The organism is Corynebacterium jeikeium, from assembly GCF_000738175.1.
Taxonomy (GTDB): domain Bacteria; phylum Actinomycetota; class Actinomycetes; order Mycobacteriales; family Mycobacteriaceae; genus Corynebacterium; species Corynebacterium jeikeium_C.
In genome coordinates this window covers 1-20,274 of sequence record NZ_JFCH01000038.1, presented here as the reverse complement: position 1 = coordinate 20,274, position 20,274 = coordinate 1, and the positions used below count along the sequence as shown (strand labels likewise).

Annotated in this window: 18 protein-coding genes; 3 read left to right on the top strand and 15 right to left on the bottom strand. The window is 63.2% G+C overall.

All coding sequences use genetic code 11. The features are described 5' to 3' along the window. Window positions 1-7: 7 nt before the first annotated feature. From argR to JQ46_RS11480, 14 genes are all read right to left on the bottom strand, one after another. The gene (argR, locus tag JQ46_RS06500) at window positions 8-472 is read right to left on the bottom strand and encodes an arginine repressor (RefSeq protein WP_011273446.1); all 465 of its coding nucleotides are present in this window, start codon (window positions 470-472) and stop codon (window positions 8-10) included. Next, window positions 457-1,383 carry an ornithine carbamoyltransferase gene (argF, locus tag JQ46_RS06495; protein WP_424648003.1) on the bottom strand — a complete coding sequence of 309 codons (927 nt, stop codon included), beginning with the start codon at window positions 1,381-1,383 and terminating at the stop codon, window positions 457-459. Before argF ends, argR begins: the two co-directional genes overlap by 16 nt. 40 nt (window positions 1,384-1,423) lie before the next feature. After that, on the bottom strand, window positions 1,424-2,638 hold the full coding sequence (locus JQ46_RS06490; protein ID WP_034986427.1) for an acetylornithine transaminase: 1,215 nt from the start codon (window positions 2,636-2,638) through the stop codon (window positions 1,424-1,426). After that, window positions 2,635-3,588 carry an acetylglutamate kinase gene (gene argB / locus JQ46_RS06485; RefSeq protein WP_034986425.1) on the bottom strand — a complete coding sequence of 318 codons (954 nt, stop codon included), beginning with the start codon at window positions 3,586-3,588 and terminating at the stop codon, window positions 2,635-2,637. Before argB ends, JQ46_RS06490 begins: the two co-directional genes overlap by 4 nt. Before the next feature lie 56 nt (window positions 3,589-3,644). Beyond that, on the bottom strand, window positions 3,645-4,862 hold the full coding sequence (argJ, locus tag JQ46_RS06480) for a bifunctional glutamate N-acetyltransferase/amino-acid acetyltransferase ArgJ (protein ID WP_034986424.1): 1,218 nt from the start codon (window positions 4,860-4,862) through the stop codon (window positions 3,645-3,647). Between the two features lie 9 nt (window positions 4,863-4,871). After that, window positions 4,872-5,897 carry an N-acetyl-gamma-glutamyl-phosphate reductase gene (gene argC, locus JQ46_RS06475; RefSeq protein ID WP_034986422.1) on the bottom strand — a complete coding sequence of 342 codons (1,026 nt, stop codon included), beginning with the start codon at window positions 5,895-5,897 and terminating at the stop codon, window positions 4,872-4,874. A gap of 63 nt (window positions 5,898-5,960) precedes the next feature. Next, entirely contained in the window at window positions 5,961-8,519 is a 2,559-nt protein-coding gene (gene pheT / locus JQ46_RS06470; RefSeq protein ID WP_034986420.1) for a phenylalanine--tRNA ligase subunit beta, read from the bottom strand. A gap of 79 nt (window positions 8,520-8,598) precedes the next feature. Further along, window positions 8,599-9,654: a phenylalanine--tRNA ligase subunit alpha gene (pheS, locus tag JQ46_RS06465; RefSeq protein WP_011273440.1), complete on the bottom strand. Its 1,056-nt coding sequence runs from the start codon at window positions 9,652-9,654 to the stop codon at window positions 8,599-8,601. 84 nt (window positions 9,655-9,738) lie between these two features. Continuing rightward, a complete protein-coding gene (locus tag JQ46_RS06460; protein ID WP_034986419.1) occupies window positions 9,739-10,596 on the bottom strand; it encodes a TrmH family RNA methyltransferase in 858 nt (285 codons plus the stop codon). 7 nt (window positions 10,597-10,603) lie between these two features. After that, window positions 10,604-11,305 (bottom strand): hypothetical protein, encoded by a 702-nt coding sequence (locus tag JQ46_RS06455; protein ID WP_237744756.1) that lies wholly within the window; start codon window positions 11,303-11,305, stop codon window positions 10,604-10,606. Window positions 11,306-11,537: 232 nt separating this feature from the next. Then, entirely contained in the window at window positions 11,538-11,921 is a 384-nt protein-coding gene (rplT, locus tag JQ46_RS06450; RefSeq protein WP_011273437.1) for a 50S ribosomal protein L20, read from the bottom strand. Between the two features lie 113 nt (window positions 11,922-12,034). Further along, a complete protein-coding gene (gene rpmI, locus JQ46_RS06445; RefSeq protein WP_005295736.1) occupies window positions 12,035-12,229 on the bottom strand; it encodes a 50S ribosomal protein L35 in 195 nt (64 codons plus the stop codon). 32 nt (window positions 12,230-12,261) lie between these two features. Further along, entirely contained in the window at window positions 12,262-12,783 is a 522-nt protein-coding gene (infC, locus tag JQ46_RS06440; RefSeq protein WP_077536299.1) for a translation initiation factor IF-3, read from the bottom strand. A 543-nt stretch (window positions 12,784-13,326) separates the two neighbouring features. Beyond that, complete coding sequence (locus JQ46_RS11480; RefSeq protein ID WP_237744755.1) at window positions 13,327-13,755, bottom strand: hypothetical protein; 429 nt, start codon at window positions 13,753-13,755, stop codon at window positions 13,327-13,329. Between the two features lie 86 nt (window positions 13,756-13,841). Between JQ46_RS11480 and JQ46_RS06430 the strand changes: the two genes are divergently transcribed. Continuing rightward, the gene (locus JQ46_RS06430; protein ID WP_237744754.1) at window positions 13,842-15,563 is read left to right on the top strand and encodes a hypothetical protein; all 1,722 of its coding nucleotides are present in this window, start codon (window positions 13,842-13,844) and stop codon (window positions 15,561-15,563) included. Here JQ46_RS06430 and uvrA read toward each other — a convergent pair. Further along, window positions 15,542-18,388: an excinuclease ABC subunit UvrA gene (uvrA, locus tag JQ46_RS06425; protein ID WP_034986415.1), complete on the bottom strand. Its 2,847-nt coding sequence runs from the start codon at window positions 18,386-18,388 to the stop codon at window positions 15,542-15,544. The two genes, JQ46_RS06430 and uvrA, sit on opposite strands and share 22 nt — an antisense overlap. A 74-nt stretch (window positions 18,389-18,462) precedes the next feature. Here uvrA and JQ46_RS06420 point away from each other — a divergent pair, with 74 nt between their 5' ends. Together JQ46_RS06420 and JQ46_RS06415 are read left to right on the top strand one after the other, a co-directional pair. Further along, window positions 18,463-19,149, top strand: a complete 687-nt coding sequence (locus JQ46_RS06420) for an MBL fold metallo-hydrolase (protein WP_034986414.1) — start codon at window positions 18,463-18,465, stop codon at window positions 19,147-19,149. 117 nt (window positions 19,150-19,266) lie between these two features. Further along, complete coding sequence (locus tag JQ46_RS06415) at window positions 19,267-20,118, top strand: DoxX family protein (RefSeq protein ID WP_034986413.1); 852 nt, start codon at window positions 19,267-19,269, stop codon at window positions 20,116-20,118. Window positions 20,119-20,274 lie beyond the last annotated feature (156 nt).

Below are 20,274 nucleotides of genomic sequence, written 5' to 3'. Positions count from 1 at the left end.
TTTGATTTTAGCTATGTGCCAGCTGGAAGAAGTACTCCCCCAGCTCCTTGCCGTTGAGCGGCTCCCGCGCCAGGACGAACACGGTGTCATCACCAGCGATGGTGGCCACCACTCGGTTTACGTCCGAGCGGTCCAGGATGCTGGCCAGGTACTGCGCGGCACCGGGTGGGGTGCGCAGTACGGCGATGTTTCCGGAGTGGTCGTGGTCGACCAGCAGCTCGGCCAGGACGCGCCGCAGCTTGTCTGGCCCGTCCACGCGCACGTCGTCGGACAGGGAGTAGTAAACTTCCCCGCCCACGCGCACCTTCTTCGCGCCGAGGTCCACCAGGTCGCGGGACAGGGTGGCTTGGGTGACGTCGATGCCGCGGTTCACCAGGATTCCCAGCAACTCGCGCTGGCTGCCGACTTTCTCGGCACCGATGATGCGCCCGATCATGTCCTGCCGGGCGGTGCGGGTCAGCGAAGAAGCCATACCAGCAGCGCCTTCTGTGCGTGCAGGCGGTTTTCCGCCTCGTCGAATACCACGGACTGCGGCCCGTCGATGACCTCTGGCGTCACCTCACTACCGCGGTAGGCCGGCAGACAGTGCAGGAAGATCGCATCGTCCTTGGCGGTGCCCATCAGCTTCTCGTCCACCTGGTAGGCCCGCAGCGCACTGCGGTCTTCGGAGGCATCCTGCCCCATGGACAGCCAGGTGTCGGTGATCACCACGTCCGCCCCCGTGGCGTCCACCTTGTCGGTGACAGTCACAGTCGCGCCAGTCAGCTCGGCACGTTTCTTGGCGCGCTCCACGAACTTCGGCTCCGGCTGGAAGCCCTCTGGCGCGGCGATGGTGATGTTCACTCCCGCCGTGGCGAAGCCCAGCATGTAGCTGTTGGCCATGTTGTTCGCCCCGTCGCCGAAGTACACCGCGTTCAGACCCTTAAGCTCACCCTTGTGCTCCTTGATGGTCACCAAGTCGGCGAGGATCTGGCAGGGGTGGAAATCATCGGACAGGGAGTTGACGATCGGCACGCCCGCGGTCTCCGCCATCTGATGGAGGTTGTCGTGAGCGCCGGTGCGCCAGACAATCGCAGTGACGTAGCGGGATAGCACCGCGCCGGTGTCCTGGAAGGTCTCCCCCTTCCCCATCTGCGAACTTCCACTGTCCACGACGATGGCGTTGCCGCCCAGCTCGGTGATGCCGGCGTCAAAAGAAAAGCGCGTGCGCGTAGAGGTCTTGTCGAACAACACGGCGACGGAGCGGCGCTCCAGCAGGTTGCGGTAGCCGTTGCCGTAGCGGTTGTCCTTCAGCTCCTCGGCCAGCGCCAGCACTTCGGCTTGCTCTTCCGGGGTGAGGTCGTCGTCGGCCAGCATGTGGCGCACCGGGCCGTTGTTCTGCATGTGCAGGTTTGTCATGTGGTGTCTTCCGTTCTTTGTGTGGTTACTGGTTCTGCGCGCGGTTGTCGTCCAACATCTGCCTAATCTTTGTGACGCCCCGCTGCACCTCATCCGCCGAGATATTCAGCGGCGGGACCAGGCGGATCACATCGGGCTGGGGCTTGTTGACGATTAGCCCGTAGTCCAGCGGATCCAGGTTAAGGGGCGCATCCAGGACGACGCCGAGCATCAGCCCGCGGCCACGGATGGTCTGCACACTCGGGTGGTCTGCCAGGCCGTCGCGGATAGCCTGCGACTGGGTGGCGACGTTGGCCAGCAGTTCCTCGGCTTCGATCGTGTCGATGACGGCATTCGCGGCCGCACAGACGACGGGATTGCCGCCGAAGGTGGTGCCGTGCATTCCCTTGGCCAGCAGCTGCGCCTTCGGCAGGGCGAGCGTGGCGCCGATCGGCAGGCCACCGCCCAGCCCCTTGGCCATGGTGATGACGTCCGGCAGCACACCGGCCTCGTGCTGGAAGCCGAACCACTGGCCGGTGCGGCCCATGCCGGCCTGAACCTCGTCGACGACCATGAGGATGTCGTGGGCATCGCACAGCTCGCGCACGGCGGCGAGGAAGCCGTCCGGGGCGGGGATCACACCGGTTTCGCCCTGGATGGACTCCAGAAAGATCGCGGCAGTGTCGTCGTCCGCCATCTCCCGCAGGGCTTCGATGTCGCCGTAGGGGTAATACTCCACGCCGCCGGGCAGGGGCTTGAAGGGCTCCTGCTTGTCCGGCTGGCCGGTCAGGGCGAGGGCACCCATGGTGCGGCCGTGGAAGCCACGCTCAGCGGCCAGGATCTTGGTCTTGCCGGTAGCGCGGGCGATCTTGAAGGCAGCCTCGTTCGCCTCGGCGCCGGAGTTGGAGAAGAACACGCGGGCACCGGCCGCCGCCTCGGCGGCCTCCCCACTCTGCTCCCCCAGCAGGCCTTTCAGCCGCTCAGCGAGTTTGATCACCTGTGGGTGGGCGAACAAGTTAGACGTATGGCTGAGCGTGGCGATCTGATTCGTCACGGCGTCCACAATGGCAGGGTGAGCGTGCCCCAGAGCGTTCACGGCGATGCCGGACAGCAGGTCGAGGTACTCATTGCCCTCCGCGTCGGTGACGATGGTGCCGCGGCCAGAAACCAGCTCGCGCGGTGGGGTGCCGTAGGTTTCGAACAGCGCGGCGTTCCAGTGGCCTTGCCAGTCGTTGGGCGCGTTCTCGTGGTTCTGGGTCATGGGAGATCCTCCCGATAGTTGATGTCGGGGCTGGTGATGTCTTCCCAGCCCGCGGGGCAGATCATGGTGCCGATACCGCCGGTGGTCATCAGCTCCAAGATTACGGAGTGCGGGATGCGGCCGTCGATGACGTGCGCGGCCTGCACACCGCTGCGCAGCGCGTCCAGGCAGGCCTCCATCTTCGGCACCATGCCGGAATCCAGGTTGGGCAGTAGGTCGGAGAGCTGCTCCGGAGTCAGGCTGGATACCAGCGATTCCTTGTTCGGCCAGTCGGTGTACAGCCCCTTGACGTTGGTGAGCATCACGAGCCTCTCGGCACCCAGGGCGCCGGCCAGCGCGCCGGCGGCAGTGTCGGCGTTGATGTTGTAGATACGCCCCTGGTCATCCGGTGCGACCGTGGAGACCACGGGGATGCGGCCGGCGTCGATGAGGTCGATCAGGCTTTCTGCGTCGACGTGCTCGATCTGCCCCACGCGGCCCAGGTCTACCTCTTCCCCGTCGATCGTGACCTTGCGCTTGGAAGCGGTGAACAGGCCGGCATCCTCGCCCGAGGCGCCGACGGCGTAGGGTCCGTGCTCGTTGATCAGCCCGACCAGCTCACGGCCGACCTTGCCGAACAGCACCATACGGACGTACTCCATGACCTCCGGGGTGGTCACGCGGAAGCCGCCCTTAAACTCGCCTTCCAGGCCGACGGTCTTCAGCATCTCGTTGATCTGCGGGCCGCCGCCGTGGACCACGACCGGGCGGGCGCCGATGGCGCGCAGGAAGACCATGTCGGCGGCGAAGGCGCGCTTCAGATCCTCGTCGATCATCGCGTTACCGCCGTACTTCACCACCACGATCTTGTCGCGGTAGTGCAGCAGCCACGGCAGGGCCTCGGCCAGCACATGGCTGCGCATCTCGGGGGTCAGCCCGGTGGTATCGATGGGAGTGTGTTTGGGGTTCATTGGTGTGTTTCCTGCTAGGTCCGTTGTGCGGGTGAGCTCTGGGTGAACTGGATGAACTAGGTGGAGTATTCCGAGTTGATCTCCACGTAGGAGTACGACAGGTCGGTCGTCCACACCGTCGCACGCCCCTCGCCCACGCCGAGGTCCACCTCGACGGCGATGTCGGCGCCCGAAAGATCCACCGTGCGGGCGCCGGGCGCGCCCGTGGAGTTGATGCACACCGGGTGACCGTTGAAGGACACGCTGATGGCCTCCGGGTTCATCTTCACCGGCGCCATGCCTACGGCGGCCAGCACGCGGCCCCAGTTCGGGTCGGAGCCGAACATCGCGCACTTAAACAGATTGTCGCGACCGATAACGCGCGCTGCGGTCTGTGCGTCCGCGTCCGTTTCTGCACCGCCGACGGTGATGGACACTCTCTTTGTGACGCCCTCAGCGTCCGCCTGTAGCTGCATCGCAATATCGAGGCACACCTGGTGGATCGCAGCGTTGAATTCCTCCGCGTCCGGGGTGATGCCGGAAGCGCCGGAGGCCATCAGCAGCACAGTGTCGTTGGTGGAGGTCGCGCCGTCGATATCGATGCAGTCGAAGGTTGTCGGGGTGGCGCCCGCCAGAGCCTCGTGAGCCATGTCGGCGCTGGGCAGGTGGGCGTCCGTAGTAATAAACACGAGCATCGTAGCCAGCGACGGAGCCATCATGCCGACACCCTTGCCCATGGCGCCGATGGACCAGCCATCGCCGTGGTAGACGGCTTCCTTGGCGACGAGGTCGGTGGTCATGATGGCGCGGGCGGCATCGTTGCCGGCGGTGATGGACTGGTCGAGCTTGCCGGCAAGGTCGTCGACTCCGGCGAAGACCTTATCCATCGGCAGCACGTCGCCGATCAGGCCGGTGGAGCACACGGCAACGTCGCCGGGCTGGCATCCCAGCAGCTCGGCGGTCTTCTCGGCGGTAGCGCGCGCATCCTTGTCGCCCTGGGCTCCGTTGCAGGCGTTAGCGTTGCCGGAATTGACGACGACGGCGCGGAAGGTGCCATCGTTGTTCGCCTTGGTGTAACGAACGGGGGCGGCAGTGACCTGGTTACGGGTGAACATGGCAGCGGCGATGGCATCGGGTCCATCGTTGCGGATCAGAGCCATATCCGACTTGCCGGAGGGTTTGATCCCCGCCGTCACGGCTGCGGCGCTAAAGCCCTTGGGGACGGTCACGCCGAGGTCCGCGGAGGAGTCTTGGGCAGTGCTGGTATCCGGATTGTTCTTGTCTGCGTTAGTCATAACTTAGAATCAGAGCCCCGTCTGCGGGAGACCCGCGGTTTCTTCCCAACCGAACATCAGGTTGAGGCATTGGATGGCGGCACCTGCGGTGCCCTTGGTGAGGTTATCGATGGCGCTGGTGGCGATAACCATGCCGTCGGCGACCTCCACTTGGATGTGCACCATGTTGGAGCCCACGACGCTCTTCACCTCCGGCTGCTGCCCCTCTGGCAGCAGATACAGGAAGGGCTCGTTGGCGCAGAACTTCTCGTAAGCGCGGCGGATATCGCTCGCCTGACCACGCGCGGGAGCAGTGACGGTGGTGAGGATGCCGCGGGTCAGCGGGGCCAGCACCGGGGTGAAGGTCACGTGGACGTCGTCCGTGGAATAGCCAGGGGCGAGCAGCTCCTCAACGCTCTGCTTGATCTCCGGGGCGTGGCGGTGGGTGCCCACGCCGTAGGCGCGCAGGTTACCTATCGTCTCTGAGCCCAGCAGGTTCACGGCGGCCTTCTTGCCAGCGCCGGTGGTGCCGGTGACGGAAACTACGCTGATCTGCGGGGCCATCAGGCCGCTGGCGATAGCGGGCATGAGGGCCATCGTGGCGCCGGTCGGGAAGCAACCGGGGGCGGCGACGTAGTTGGTGGCCGCGATCTCCTCCCGGCGCCCCGGCATCTCCGGGATGCCGTAGGTGCGGGTGCCAGCGTGCGGGGTGCCGTAGAAACGCGCCCAGTGGTTGGCATTCTTCAGGCGGTAGTCCGCGCCGCAGTCCACGACCTTCATGGATTCCGGCAGATCCAGGGCGGCGGACACCCCGTGCGGGAGGGCCAGGATTGCAGCATCGTGACCGCGGAGAACATCCTCCGTCGTCTCTTCGAGAACGCGATCCGCCAGGGCGGGCAGCCCGGGGTTGAGTTCGCCGAATCGCGTGCCCGCGTTGGAACCGCCGGTCAGCGAACCGATTTCGAAGTCCACGCCGTAGCCGGGGTGATTCAATAGGAGGCGAAGAGCCTCGCCACCCGCGTACCCACTGGCGCCTGCTACTGCAATTTTCAACATAGGACGATTCTGCCCTACTAGTACCAAAATTGCAAATTATTCAGATTTGTGGGAATTATGCAGTTAGGCGCGGAGCTGTGCGCCCACCTTCTCGGTGGCGGACTGCAAGGCGGCCTCGCGGGACTTGCTGGCCTCTTCCTCCGTTAGGGTGCGGTCGGGTGCGCGGAAGCGCAGGCTGAAGGTCAGCGAGCGCTTGCCCTCGCCCAGGGACTCGGAGTGGTAGACGTCGAACAGTCGGATCTCCTCCAACAGCTCGCCAGCGCCAGCACGCAAGGCATCCTCGACATCCTGGGCCGGGGTAGCCTCGTCAACGACGACCGCGATGTCCTGCAGCACCGCCGGGAAAGCGGACAGCACCGGGCGCGGGAAGGTCTCCTCCAGCGGCAGCGCATCCAGGTTCATCTCCATGGCCACGGTGCGCGGCGGCAGCTCCGCGCGCTCGCAGACCTGCGGGTGCAGCTCGCCTGCGTGGCCGACGACCTTGTCGCCCACCAGGATCTCAGCGCAGCGGCCCGGGTGCCACGGCAGGTATTCCGCGTTGCGCACGGTGATCTCCACGCCGGCGGCCCGGGCGACCACGCGGGCGGACTCGATGGCGTCGGCCGCAGTGAAGGCCTCCGGCTCGCCCCAGGTTCCCTGCAGCTGGCGGTTACCCGTTGCGACAACCGCTACGTGCAGCGGCTGGGCGGGCAGGGAATCCAGCAGCTCCTGCAGCTCCTCTGCCCCCGGGCGCTGCTTTACAGAAGGCATCGGCGAGAACGGCTTGGCCGACCTCGGTACGGAGACCTGCTCCACGCCGTAAAGGGCTGCATCGCGCTGGCCACGGGTGACGTTGCGGCGCAGGGATTCAATCATGGACGGCAGCAGAGTGGTGCCGATGCAGGCGTAGTCGCTCTCCAGCGGGTTCTGCACCTTCACCGTCAGGCGGCGTGGGTCATCCGCAGGCAGGTCCCACACGTCGAACACGTCGTTGGCAATGAACGGTGTCGGCAGGATCTCTGCGTAACCCGCCCAGGCCAGCGCCTGCCCCACGTTGCGGCGCATCCGCTGGCGCGGGGTGTAGCCGCGGCCAGCCGGGGCGGTCGGGACAATAGAGGGGATGTCCTCCAGGCCCTCCAGGCGCAGAACCTCCTCCACCAGGTCAGCTGGCATCGTCAGGTCCGGGCGCCAAGTCGGCGGGGTGACCTCGATCTCGCGGGCCCCGTTGTCGTCGCGAGAGCCGGTCTCGCGCACCTCGCAACCGACCTCCCGCAGGCGGGAAATGGTGGTGCCGTCCGGGTAGATCTTGCCCGCGGTTTTGCCCGGCAGGGAGGTGTGAATGGTGATCATCGGCATCTCCGGAACCGCACCGACCAGGGTGCGCCCCTCCTCCACCTGGCCGCCGGCGATGTTCACCAGCAGGGCAACGGCAAAGTCCAGGGCATCCTCGATGATGGCGGCGTCCGTGCCGCGCTCGAAGCGGCGGGAGGCCTCGGAGGAAAGCTTGTGACGGCGGCAGGTGCGAGCCACGGTGATCTGATCCCAGTGCGCGGCCTCGAACAGCACGTTGGTAGTCGCCTCGGAGATCTCGGAGGTCGAGCCACCCATCACGCCAGCCAGCGACTGGATGCCGGACTCGTCGGAGATCACCACGTCCTCGGGGTCGAGGGTGCGCTCCACGTCATCCAGCGTGGTCAGCTTCTCCCCCTTCTTCGCCAAGCGAACGTGCAGCTCTCCGGTGACCTTATCCGCATCGAAGGCGTGCATGGGCTGGCCCAGCAGGAACATCACGTAGTTCGTCACGTCCGTCGCCGGGTTCACGGGGCGCTGGCCGCACAGCATCAGCTCGCGCTGCAGCCACAGCGGGGATTCCGCCTGTGGGTCGATGCCGGTGACCTTGCGCATGCCGAACTTGGAGCACTTCGTGTCCTCGTCGACCTTCAGCGCCTGCACCTCACCGTCGGTGCCGGGCAGACCGGCGAAAAGGTCGTTGCGCATCGCCGCCGCTGCCGGATCCTGCGCCGGGTCGCGGAACTGCAGGTCAAAGCTGGACGCCAACTCGCGGGCAAGTCCCCTGGCCGACAGTGCGTAGCCACGATCCGGGGTGATGTTCACGTCGAAGATGGTGTCCTGCAACCCCAGCAACTCACGCGCGTCGTCGCCTACCTTGAGGTTGGCGCTGGCCAAATCGGCGTCAGAAATAGTCATGATCCCCGGGTTCTGCTGGCTGGCCAGGCCCACCTCCATCGCAGAACAGATCATGCCCTCGGAGATCTTGCCGTAAGTCTTACGCGCCGAGATCTCGAACGGGCCGGGCAGCACCGTGCCGGGCAGGGCGATGACGACGTTGTCGCCCTCGGCGAAGTTCCGCGCGCCACAGATGATGTGCTGCAGCTCGCCGGTGCCGTTGGCCTGGCCGACGTTAACGTCGCAGTAACGGATCGGCTTCTTAAACTCGGTGAGCTCCTCGATCTTCTCGACGCGACCGATCACCAGCGGGCCGGTGGTTTCGGGGATCGCCTCGTACCCCTCGGTCTCGAAGCCAACGCGGACGAAGCCAGCGTCGAACTCCTCGGCGCTCACGCTCCACTGCGGGTTGGAGGTCTGCAGGATTCGGGTCAGCCACGACTGGGAAATAAGCATGATTTTCGAAAGATCCTTGATTGGGGCTTTAGATGGGGTGCTCTGGGATGCTCTGTTGCTCTGGGGGTTTTAAGTTTCTCTAGCGGCGCACGCCGAACGGCAGGGTGAAGCGCACATCGCCCTCCACCATGTCGCGCATGTCCGGCAGGCCGTTGCGGAACTGCAGGGTGCGCTCGATGCCCATGCCGAAGGCGAAGCCGGAGTACTCCTCCGGATCCACGCCCGCGGCGATCAGGACGTTCGGGTTGACCATGCCGCAGCCGCCCCACTCGATCCAGCCGGCGCCGCCCTTCTTGTCGGCGAACCAGACATCCACCTCTGCGGAGGGCTCGGTGAACGGGAAGTAGTTCGGGCGGATGCGGGTCTTGGCTTCCTCGCCGAACAGCGTCTTGGCCAGGTGGTCCAGCGTGCCCTTCAGGTGCGCCATCGTCAGCCCTTTATCCACGGCCAGCCCTTCGACCTGGTGGAACACGGGGGTGTGGGTGGCGTCCAGCTCATCGGTGCGGAACACGCGACCCGGGCAGGCGATATAGATCGGCAGGTCGCGGGAAAGCATCGTGCGCATCTGCACCGGAGAAGTGTGGGTGCGCAGCACCTGGCCAGAACCCTCCGGAGCGATGTGGAAGGTGTCCTGCAGCGTGCGCGCGGGGTGGTCCGGGATGAAATTCAGGGAGTCGAAATTGAAGTACTCGGCCTCGACCTCCGGGCCATCGGCGATTTCCCAGCCCATGCCGACGAAGATGTCGGCGATCTGCTCGGACAGGATGGTGATCGGATGCTGGGCGCCGCGCTGGCCGCGGGTGGTCGGCTCGGTGACGTCGATGCGCTCGGCGCGCAGGACTTCCTCGTTGCGCTTACGCTCGAGCTCGGCCTTGACCTGAGCGAAGCGCTTTTCGACGCGACCCCGCGCCATATTCACCAGGCGACCAGCGTCCTTGCGCTGATCCTTCGGCAGGCTGCCCAGGCTACGGCGGGCGGCCGGAATGGGGGCATCGTCGCCCAGGTGCTCGCGGCGAGCGGCCGCCAGTTCCTCCAGATTTGCAGCCTCGGCAAAGGCCTTCTCGGCTGCGTCTGCTGCGGCGTTGAGCCCCTGCTCCGAAAGCTCTACCTGGGGAGTGTCCGCGGAATCCGTCACTTCAGTGCGCTCCTCTATCTACGTGCACGGCTTAACCTCGTTAATAATACCCGGCTGGCCCACTGCCGCACCGAGTTGGGGCTATCAGTCTTCGACTGCTCCCCCGGCAGCCTCATGCGCCGCCGCTTGGATGCGGGACGATTCATACATGCAGATGGAGGCCGCAGTGGCAAGGTTGAGGGATTCCGCACGGCCACGGATCGGGATGGAAACCCGCAGGTCCGCCTCGGCCAGAAGCTCCTCGCCCAGCCCGTGCGCCTCATTGCCGAACAGCCACGCGGTGGGCTTGGTGAGGATCTCCCCCGCATCATCCAGGCTGACCTCACCATCGGCCGCAGTGGCGAGAATCTGCATCCCCTGGGCACGCAGCTGGCCCAACACGTCTTTCACATTGGTGGAGCGGGCCACCGGCACGTGGAACAGTGAGCCCGCCGAAGCGCGAGCGGCCTTGCACGACTGCGGGTCAGCAGTCTCCCCAGCAAACACCACGGCATCCGCGCCCATGGCATCAGCCACTCGAATCAGGGTGCCTGCATTGCCGGGGTCGTTGGTTTCCACTGGGACGCTCACGAGCCGAGGCTGGGGCGTCAATACTTTTCCGACAGACCACAGCACCGGCTTGCACACGGCAAACAAACCTGTAGTCGTGGCGGTATCAGAAAGGTGCTTGGCCGCCTTGTCCGTGATGTAGTGCACGTAGATATTGAGGTAGCCGGCGGTGCGGATGATCGGCTCGAAGCGCTCCGCGGCGGCCAGCGTGACGTACACGTCCGTGGCACTTCCGGTGGCAATCGCGGCCTCTACGCTATTCTCCCCCTCCACAAGGAAAACCCCCGCCTTCTTGCGCGCGGCCGCCCGGTGAAGCTTGGCTGCGTTGATAATGCGAGGGGTTCTTTCGGTGAAAAGCTCTTGGGCATCCTGCGGGTTCATACTCCACAGCATAATTGACCTAGTTTTCGAACAGGGTCATCTGCTCCTTCTCCGTAGTGGTAACGCCGTTCTTGGAATGAGTGCGCGTCATCGTCCCATCCTTGGCCTCCTGCGCAATATCGATGAGATACTGGCCATGAATGCGGAGCTGACCGCCGTCCACGACAACGGCGAGGGGCTCCTGCTGACTCGTCTCGATGTCATGCATGTGCATTTCGAGGGAACCCATCGGGAACTTCACCATCGTACGAGCGCTATCGACCTTTGCCTTCTCAGGATGCGCTGTCACTTCCACCGCGCCGTGGCCACCAAAGAACCGCCAGATACCGTCGAGGTTGTAGTTCAGGCCAACAACTACCGCACCGCGGTCTTCATCGCTCATGTCATCAACCCCCGCGATGAAGTGACGCACGTTGTACACCTTGTCGGCTATTTCGAAGAGTTCATCCTTCTCTTCGTTGGAGAGCTTCTCGACGTTGGCCACCGTATTAGCCCGCTTGAGCAGCTCCTTATCCTCGTCGGGAAGCCTTTCGATTGTCTTGACCAAAGCGGAATCAAAGTTGGTTTGAATGAACTCCTCGACAGTCTTTGCAGCCTTCGCTGCAAAGTCCTCCTCCGACATATCGGCATAGGAAAGATCCCCATCACCGGCCTTTTCCGGGGCTTCCGAAGCTCCCGAGGCCTCCTGCATAGCCCGTTCCGCGTCTTCGTTGGTGCTCATATTGCAAGCGGCTAAGGAACCGCCGAGAAAAGCAACAAGTACTGCTGCCAGTGCGGCGCGTGTGTAGGTCTTCATTGCGGATTCTCCTTAGCTTTTAACGGACTTCTGCCCAGCTATATCCGGGACTGTTCCTCCAATCTATCGGGAATCACCGCTTAGATATGGATCTATACGACAAAACCCCACCCTGGGTTTCCAGGATGGGGTGCGCGTTACGCGGTGAAAGCAGGCTTTAGGAAGCAGCCGGTGCGTTAACGTCCTCCGGCAGGGCAGCCTTTGCAGCCTCGCACAGAGCGGTGAATGCGTCGAAGTCGTTGACGGCCAGCTCGGCCAGGTTCTTGCGGTCGACCTCGATCTCGGCCAGGCGCAGGCCCTGAATCAGACGGTTGTAGGTCATGCCGTTCTGGCGAGCACCAGCGTTGATGCGCTGGATCCACAGCTTGCGGAACTCGTTCTTACGAGCCTTGCGATCGCGGAACTCGTAAGTCTTGGAGTGGAGCATCTGCTCCTTTGCCTTGCGGTACAGGCGGGAGCGCTGACCACGGTAGCCCTTGGCGGACTTCAGTACTTCGCGACGCTTCTTCTTGGCGTTCACTGAGCGCTTGACACGTGCCACGGTGATACTTCCTTTTCTTTAAGTGTGCGCGCCTGAAGATCAGCGCTTTCACAAGCGCTGGCTCTGTTCGATGGCGCGGTTGGGTGTATAGGGGTGGAAAAGTGGGCTTTAAGTTATGCCTTGCCCAGCAGACGCTTCATGCGCTTGACATCGGCCGGAGCGACGTCCTCGGTGCCCTTCAGACGACGGGTGCGCTTGGAGGGCTTGCCCTCCAGCAGGTGGCGGCGGTTAGCCTGCTCGCGACGCAGCTTGCCGGAACCGGAGATCTTGATGCGCTTTGCGGCACCCTTGTGAGTCTTCTGCTTCATTGGTGAAAAACCTCTAACAACTAGTTCTGTTACTACTTCTTGCCCTTGCGGACCGGGCCCAGCACCATGGTCATGTTGCGACCGTCTTGCTTGGCGCGGGTCTCAACTACGCCGTATTCCTCGACGTCGTTTGCCAGTCGCTCAAGCAACCGGAACCCGAGCTCCGGGCGAGACTGCTCACGCCCGCGGAACATGATCGTGACCTTGACCTTGGAGCCCTTCTCCAGGAAACGAATGACGTTGCCCTTCTTGGTCTCGTAGTCGTGGTCGTCGATCTTCGGACGGAACTTCTGTTCCTTCACCACGGTCTGCTGCTGGTTCTTACGAGCTTCGCGGGCCTTCTGGGCCTGCTCGTACTTGAACTTGCCGTAGTCCATGATCTTTGCCACGGGCGGCTTGGCGTTCGGTGCAACCTCTACAAGGTCGAGGTCAGCTTCATAGGCCAGCTTTCGCGCATCGTCTGTCTTGACGATACCGACCTGTTCGCCGCCTGGACCGACGAGTCGGACCTCAGGGACTCGAATACGGTCGTTGATGCGAGCTTCTGCGCTAATGTGAACTCCTCAGTAGCAGTTTTGGTTATTGTCTTACCGACCCCTGCAGCACTGAAGATCCCCCTGTGTTCCCCCACAATCACAGCCACTTTGCGTCGGCGGGAACAACTGCCCTGCATCACGCATTGCACTTCTCGACTCTCCTGAACCCATCCGTGCCTGTGGCTACGACCCGAGCCCAACCTCTAAAGGTGGTCTCTAGGTGGGAGAAGGAATCTCCACTTGCAGCCCGTTTCCGTTTGTTTGAGACGAATTCAAGACGAAATGGAATCAAACCGACGGAACGAGACGGTAGTGCTTGGAAGTATAACAATCGTCCGGGCAATTACCAAAACCATTACTGCGCCCTGGCGCGCCAAACGAGAATAAACTTTTGAGCCATGAATAACTCTTCTAACGGATCCGCACAGCCCACCAACGACCTCATCAAGCGCATTGATGACCTTGCCCGCTCGCAGGTGCAGGCGCAAACGCAGATGATCGGCATTCTGCGGGAGGTCGCCATTAATCAGCAAAGGCTCTCGCAGGCACAACGAGTCGCTGCTAGTTCTTCTTCCTTAGTGACGCCCCCAGCCTCACCTCCCCCGCGCCCCAAACCGGACTTGCAGGCCCCGTCGGCTCAGGCCCCACAGAAGCACTCGCCTGCGCCCGCTGAACGGTCGGCTGAACGCAAGATGGAGCGGACTCAAGTTCCCAAGCCTCAGCCCGCACAGCCTCAATCTGCACAACCTCAACCAGTGCAGCCTCAGCCCGCACAACCTCAGCCCACGCCGGCTCAGCGTCAACAACAGCCACAACAGGCGCAGCACCACCCGGCGCGTTCTGCGCAACCGCCACGCCAGGAGTTCGCTCCGCCAAAGCAGCAAGCGCCAGCGCGTCCGCAGGCATCGCGCCCGCAGGCATCGCGACCTCAGGCACCCCGTCCGCAGGCATCGCAACCTCAGGCTCCGCGACCAGTTGCCCCTCAGACACAGCCCCAACCAGCAGCGAAACAGCAGGAGCCAAAGGAGCCAAACAAGCTGCAACAGTGGTGGGAAAAGGAGGATCTGGTTACTCGCTTGCTGGCGATCATTGGCGGCTCCATCACGGTTGTCGGCCTCACCTTCCTGGCTCTATTGGCCTACGCTTCCGGAATCCTTACTCCGGAGGGAGCGGTGATTCTCGCTGCCGTGATCTGTGGCGGCTTGGCCGTGACGTCGACGATCGTGCACAAGAAGCAACCAGACGGAGTGAGCTCGTCGGCGCTATTGATAGTTGCCACTCTGGGCGGTTTGGCGGACCTCTGGGTCGCGGTGTTCAACCTGGGATGGTTCGGTGAGGCGCTCGGTAGCGTGCTGACGGTAGTCATATGTGCGGGCGCATTGGCTTTGGCTTATGCCTGGAAGAAGGAGATGCTCGCGGTGGTCGTCACCGCCTTCGCGCCTCTATTCATCCTGCCGGCGGCAGCGAACTTCCTCTCCATGTTCCCCGCCGACCAGGAAGTACAACGCGAAATCCACAATGGTTACTTCGCCGGCAGCCTGATCGCCGCCGCTATCTGCGGCTTCGCAGCCCGCTGGGGTCGCCCGTGGTTCAAGCTTCAGACCACAGCGACCATTACGTACATCTGCGCGATGCTGCTGAGTGCACCCTTTGTACTTACGACGTTCCTGCTCGGCGTGGTGGGCTTCGCGCTCGTGACGATCATCAGCTTCGTCCCACCGTTTGCATCCCGCCAGCTTCACCTCAGCGGCGTAGTTGCCGTGGTGATCATTCCGTCGGTGTGCCTGTTGTCCAGCAATTCCTGGGCGGCTGTTGTCTTTATCTCCCTAGTAACTGCGTGCGCATACATCATCGCTCGCGTCAACGGCGGCATCTTCCAAGCGGACTTCCAGATTCCAGGAACAGAACCGCTTCCCCCACAGCTGGCCAATGCGTTCGCTTTTATAATCTCCGCCGGCACTCTCCCCATTGTCTTCATCATCCGCTTCTTCCAGTGGTACGCGTTGGATTCTGAGCTACGGCATACCCCCGCTGAAGCCTCGGTGTTTGGCTATGGGAGCATCATCGTCGCTGTGGGGCTGCTGCTATACACCGCAGCCGTTGTATGGGGACTGCCGCGCATGCCTAAGAATGTCGCATGGATCTCCCTAATGTGCTCTTTCCTAGCGGTGTTCACCTACGCACCGCGCAGCTGGGTCGGGGCAGATAACATGCGTGTCCCGGACTCGGCGATCGTCCTGGTAGTCAGCCTCGCGCTAGCGGTGGCGCTTCTGTATCGCCACCAATACCTCCTCGAGACCGGCCTGCGGGGAATCGCTGGACGCGAGATTCCGGGTAAGCAGTCCAACTCGGAAGTGACGATGTTGGTCATCGGCGTAATCACGCTTGTGCTTGCTTCCTCCGCAATCCCCGCCGTCGCTATGGCTATCTCCACCACGAAGCTGTCATTCATGGTGGCGCACGTGCTGATCTCCGTCAGCTGGATGTTGGGCGCCGTGTACCTGCTGTACCGCAACAACTCGAAGCCCGGCCTGATGCTGGCGATCATCGCCACCGCCAAACTTGTCTTCTACGACCTGTCCGTCCTCGGTGGCCTTGTGCAGGCTCTGGCGTTCCTCATCTGCGGCATGGTGCTACTGGTTGCCGCCATTACCCGCGAGAAGCCAAACAAGACGCCTCCGCAGCAGCCCCTGCAGCAGCCGCAGCCGACGATGCCACAACCGCAGCAGCTTATGCAGCAACAGCCTCAGCAACCCCAGCAGCCCCGGATGCAGGATCAGAGCATGGATCGCAGGTAGCGGCCGGTGTGGGAGGCCTCCACCTCCGCAACCTGCTCCGGGGTGCCCTCGGCAACAACGGTGCCACCGCCGGAGCCGCCCTCCGGCCCCATGTCCACGATCCAGTCGGCAGCCTTAATGACGTCCAGGTTGTGCTCGATGATGAACACGCTGTTGCCCTTGTCCACGAGGCCCTGGATCACCAGCATCAGCTTGCGGATGTCCTCGAAGTGCAGGCCGGTGGTCGGCTCGTCGAGGATATACACCGTCCGACCATTGGAACGCTTCTGCAGCTCAGCGGCCAGCTTCACGCGCTGTGCCTCACCGCCGGACAAGGTGGTGGCTGCCTGCCCCAGGCGGACGTACCCCAGGCCCACATCCACCAGGGTGTTCAGGTAGCGGGAAATCGAGGTGACGGGCTCGAAGAACTCCGCTGCCTCGGAAATCGGCATATCCAGCACCTCGGCGATGGACTTACCCTTGTAGTGGACCTCCAGCGTCTCGCGGTTGTAGCGGGCGCCCTCGCACACTTCGCAGGGTACGTACACGTCGGGCAGGAAGTTCATCTCGATCTTCAACGTGCCGTCGCCGTGGCAGGCCTCGCAGCGCCCGCCCTTGACGTTGAACGAGAACCGACCCGCGGTGTAGCCGCGTACCTTCGCCTCTGTCGTCTCGGCGAACAGCTTGCGGATCTTGTCGAACACGCCCGTGTACGTGGCCGGGTTGGATCGCGGAGTGCGGCCAATCGGGCTCTGGTCCACCTGCACCAGCTTGTCCAAGTGCTCCGTGCCCGTGATCTTCTTGTGGTGACCCGGCACCTGGCGCGCCTTGTTCAGAGTGTTGCTCAGAGACTTCGCCACAATGCCGTTGATCAGGGAGGACTTACCGGAGCCCGACACACCGGTAATCAGCGTCAGCACGCCCAACGGCAGGGTGACGTCCACGTTCTGCAGGTTGTTTTCCTGGGCTCCGTGCACCGTCAGCACCCTGCCCTTATCGATCGGGCGGCGCTTCTCCGGCACAGCCAGAACCCTTTCACCGGACAGGTACTGGCCGGTCAGGGAACCCTTCGCGTCTAGGATCCCCTTGGGCTCGCCCTGGTACACGATCTCGCCGCCGTACTCGCCGGCACGCGGACCAATATCCACCAGCCAGTCGGCCGTGCGGATCGTGTCCTCGTCGTGCTCCACCACGATCAGGGTGTTGCCCAGATCGCGCAGGTGCTGCAGGGTGCGGATCAGCCGCTCATTATCTCGCTGGTGCAGGCCAATCGACGGCTCATCCAGCACGTACAGCACGCCCGCCAGGCCGGAACCAATTTGCGTAGCCAGGCGGATGCGCTGAGCCTCACCGCCGGACAGCGTGCCCGCGGAGCGGGACATGGACAGGTAGTTCAGGCCAACGTCCAGCAGGAACTTCAAGCGCGCCTGAATTTCCCGCAGAACCGCCCCAGCGATCATCTCCTCGCGCTTGCTTAGAGAAAGGTTGTCGAGGAAGCTGCTGGCGTCCGCAATAGAAAGATCAGAGACCTCGGCGATGGACAGTTCCTGCTCGCCCGAGGCAATAGTTACGGCCAAAACCTCCGGCTTCAGGCGCGTGCCGTCGCACGTCGGGCAGGCGACCTCACGCATGTAGCTGCGGTAGCGCTCCTTGGACCAGTCGGAATCGGTTTGATCGAGCTTGCGCTTCAGGAAGGGCATCACGCCCTCGAAGGGTGCGTTGTAGGTGCGCGAACGGCCGTAGCGGTTGCGGTAGCTGACCTTGATCTGTGTCTTGTGGCCGTTCAAGATGGCCTTGCGGTGGGTGGCCTTCAGGTCCTTCCACGGGGACTTCGGGTCGAAGCCCATCGCCTCGCCCAGCGCGTTCACCAGCTTGGTGAAGTACTTGCTGTTCGGGCTAGACGACCACGGTGCAATCGCGTCGACCACGGCTGCGTCCTCGTCCGGGATCACCAGATTCTCGTCGACCTCCAGGCGCGTGCCCAGGCCGTCGCACGCAGGGCAGGCACCGTAGGGCGAGTTGAAGGAGAACGTGCGCGGCTCCAGCTCGTCCAGCTGGATCGCGTGGCCATTCGGGCAGGCCATCTTCTCGGAGAAGCGGCGTGTGCGGTGCGGGTCGTCATCCGGCAGACCCACGAAGTCCAGAACCACAATCCCGTCGGCCAGCTGCAGAGCGGTCTCGATCGAATCGGTCAGGCGCTGCTTCTGGGATTCCTTCACCTGCAGGCGGTCCACCACCACGTCGATGTCGTGCTTGACCTGCTTTTCCAGTGTCGGCGGATCGGACAGCTGGTACACCGCCCCGTCGACCTGCACGCGGGAGTAGCCCTGCGCGGCCAGGTCCTCGAAGAGGTCCACGAACTCGCCCTTGCGAGTGCGCACGACCGGTGCGAGCACCTGAAACTTCAGCCCCTGCTCCATTGCCAGAATCTGGTCCACAATCTCCTGCGGGGTCTGCCGCTGGATCACGCCGCCGCACTCCGGGCAGTGCGGGATGCCGGTGCGGGCGTACAACAGGCGCAGGTAGTCGAAGATCTCGGTTACCGTGCCGACGGTCGAGCGCGGGTTGCGGTTCGTGGACTTCTGGTCGATGGACACCGCCGGGGACAGCCCTTCGATCAGCTCCACGTCCGGCTTATCCATGCGCCCGAGGAACATGCGCGCATAGGAGCTCAAAGATTCGACGTATCGGCGCTGGCCTTCTGCGAAGATCGTGTCGAAGGCCAGGGAGGATTTACCCGAGCCGGACAGCCCCGTAAACACGATCATCTTGTCGCGCGGCAGGTCGATATCCACGCCCTTGAGGTTGTGTTCGCTGGCTCCACGGACAATCAGCTGATCGGCCACTATTTACTCCTTAATTGTTGAAGCATCAACCCTGCTAGTCTACGCCATCGCCGAGACATCGCTAGTGTGGTGCCATGCAGCAAGTTACTGAATTTAGCCATCTTTCCGCACCGCGCGACGTGCAGGTTCTTAATTCTGACGCCCATACGTACGCAGTGACGACCGTGGGTTCTATGGACAACAATTGTTGGTTGCTGTGCCGGGGCGGCGAGGCGCTGCTGGTGGATGCCGCCGACGATGCAGAACACCTGCTGGGCCTGGCCGAAAAGCTGGGTGTGCGCATCACCGATGTGCTCACTACTCACCAGCATGCAGACCACACTCGCGCGCTGGCAGACGTCCTAAAGGCGACAGGCGCCCGCCACCACGGGCCGCGCCTGGATGCCGAGGCGCTGCCCGTGGCGCCGGATCGGGTGTACGGAAACGACGAAGGTTCCCGGGAAACGCTAGACCTGGCTGGCGCACAGCTGCCGGAGCTCGGCTTGCAGGTAGTCGAGCTACGGGGCCACACCCCGGGCGGCTTGGCAGTGCTGGATCTGGCCGACGGGCGCGTGCCACGAGCGTGGGTGGGTGACAGTGTTTTCCCCGGTGGCGTCGGAAAAACAAACAACCCCGAGCAGTTCCAGCAGCTCCTGGACGACGTGCGCAATAGGATCTTCACCCTCCCCGAAGAAACCCGAATCCACCCTGGTCACGGCGATTCCACTTCCGTTGGGGAGGAAAAGGGCAAGGTTGATGAGTGGGCCGCGCGAGGCTGGTAGGTAGCCCCGGACCCCACTCCCGGTGAGGTTGATTCAGGTAACCTGGGAGATTGTTCGAGCACGACTAAACGCAGTCAAGGGTCGTGCCACCAACTAAAGAGGAGTGTGTAGACCCAAATGTTCCGTACCCTTGCCCGCCCGCTGCTGGCTTCCGCTTTCGCCGTTGACGGCGCCCAGATGCTGCTGAACAGCAACGAGTATGCAGAAGACGCAAAGGCTATCAACGGCACTCTGCGTTCCGTACTGCCACAGGATAAGGCCGGCCTGATTCCCGACGATGCAGAGACCACCGTGCGCGTGGTCGGCACCACCAAGGTCGTTGCCTCCGCCCTGCTGGCCACCGGCAAGGCTCCGCGCCTGGCCGCCGCTACCCTGGCCGCCGTACAGATCCCGACCGCACTGTCCCGCCACGCATTCTGGAATGCTTCCAATGGCGCGGAGCGCAAGGAGGAGATCCGCGGCCTGGTGACCGACCTGGCGCTGCTGGGTGGTCTGGTTATCACCTCCGCAGACACCGCCGGTAAGCCGGGCCTGAAGTGGCGTGCGCAGCAGGCTATGCCGGGTAAGACTGAGCAGCAGAAGATGCTGGAGAACGCTCAGACCCAGTCCAAGGCTTTCGCCGCCAACGCTTCCGACCAGGCCCAGGGCTTCTTCGCCAAGACGAAGGAAGTCGCCGACCAGGTGCAGGAGAAGGTTACCGACTACGTCGACGAGCACCAGGACGAGTGGAAGGAAGCAGCCGAGAACCTGCGCGAGCGCGCTGCTGAGTTCGGCGACCAGGCTTCCGACTACGCACAGTCCGCTGCTGCCAAGGCGCAGGACGCTTGGGACGACTTCGACGCCGAAGACCTGAAGAAGGACGTTAAGAAGGCCACCAAGAAGTCCCGCAAGCGCGCCCAGAAGGCACAGAAGCAGGCGCAGAAGCGAGCAAAGAAGGCTCAGAAGAATGCGCAGAAGCGCTTCAAGTAAGAGCTAAATAATCAGAAAAGTACCCCTGGACTAGTTCATTGAACTGCCAGGGGTTCTTTGCGGGTTAAGGGTCAAAAGGGGATGCGGACGGAATCTTGGAGGATTCCATCATGAACCGCTCATACACCAAGGAGCAGCGACGCATAGCTCTGCAGG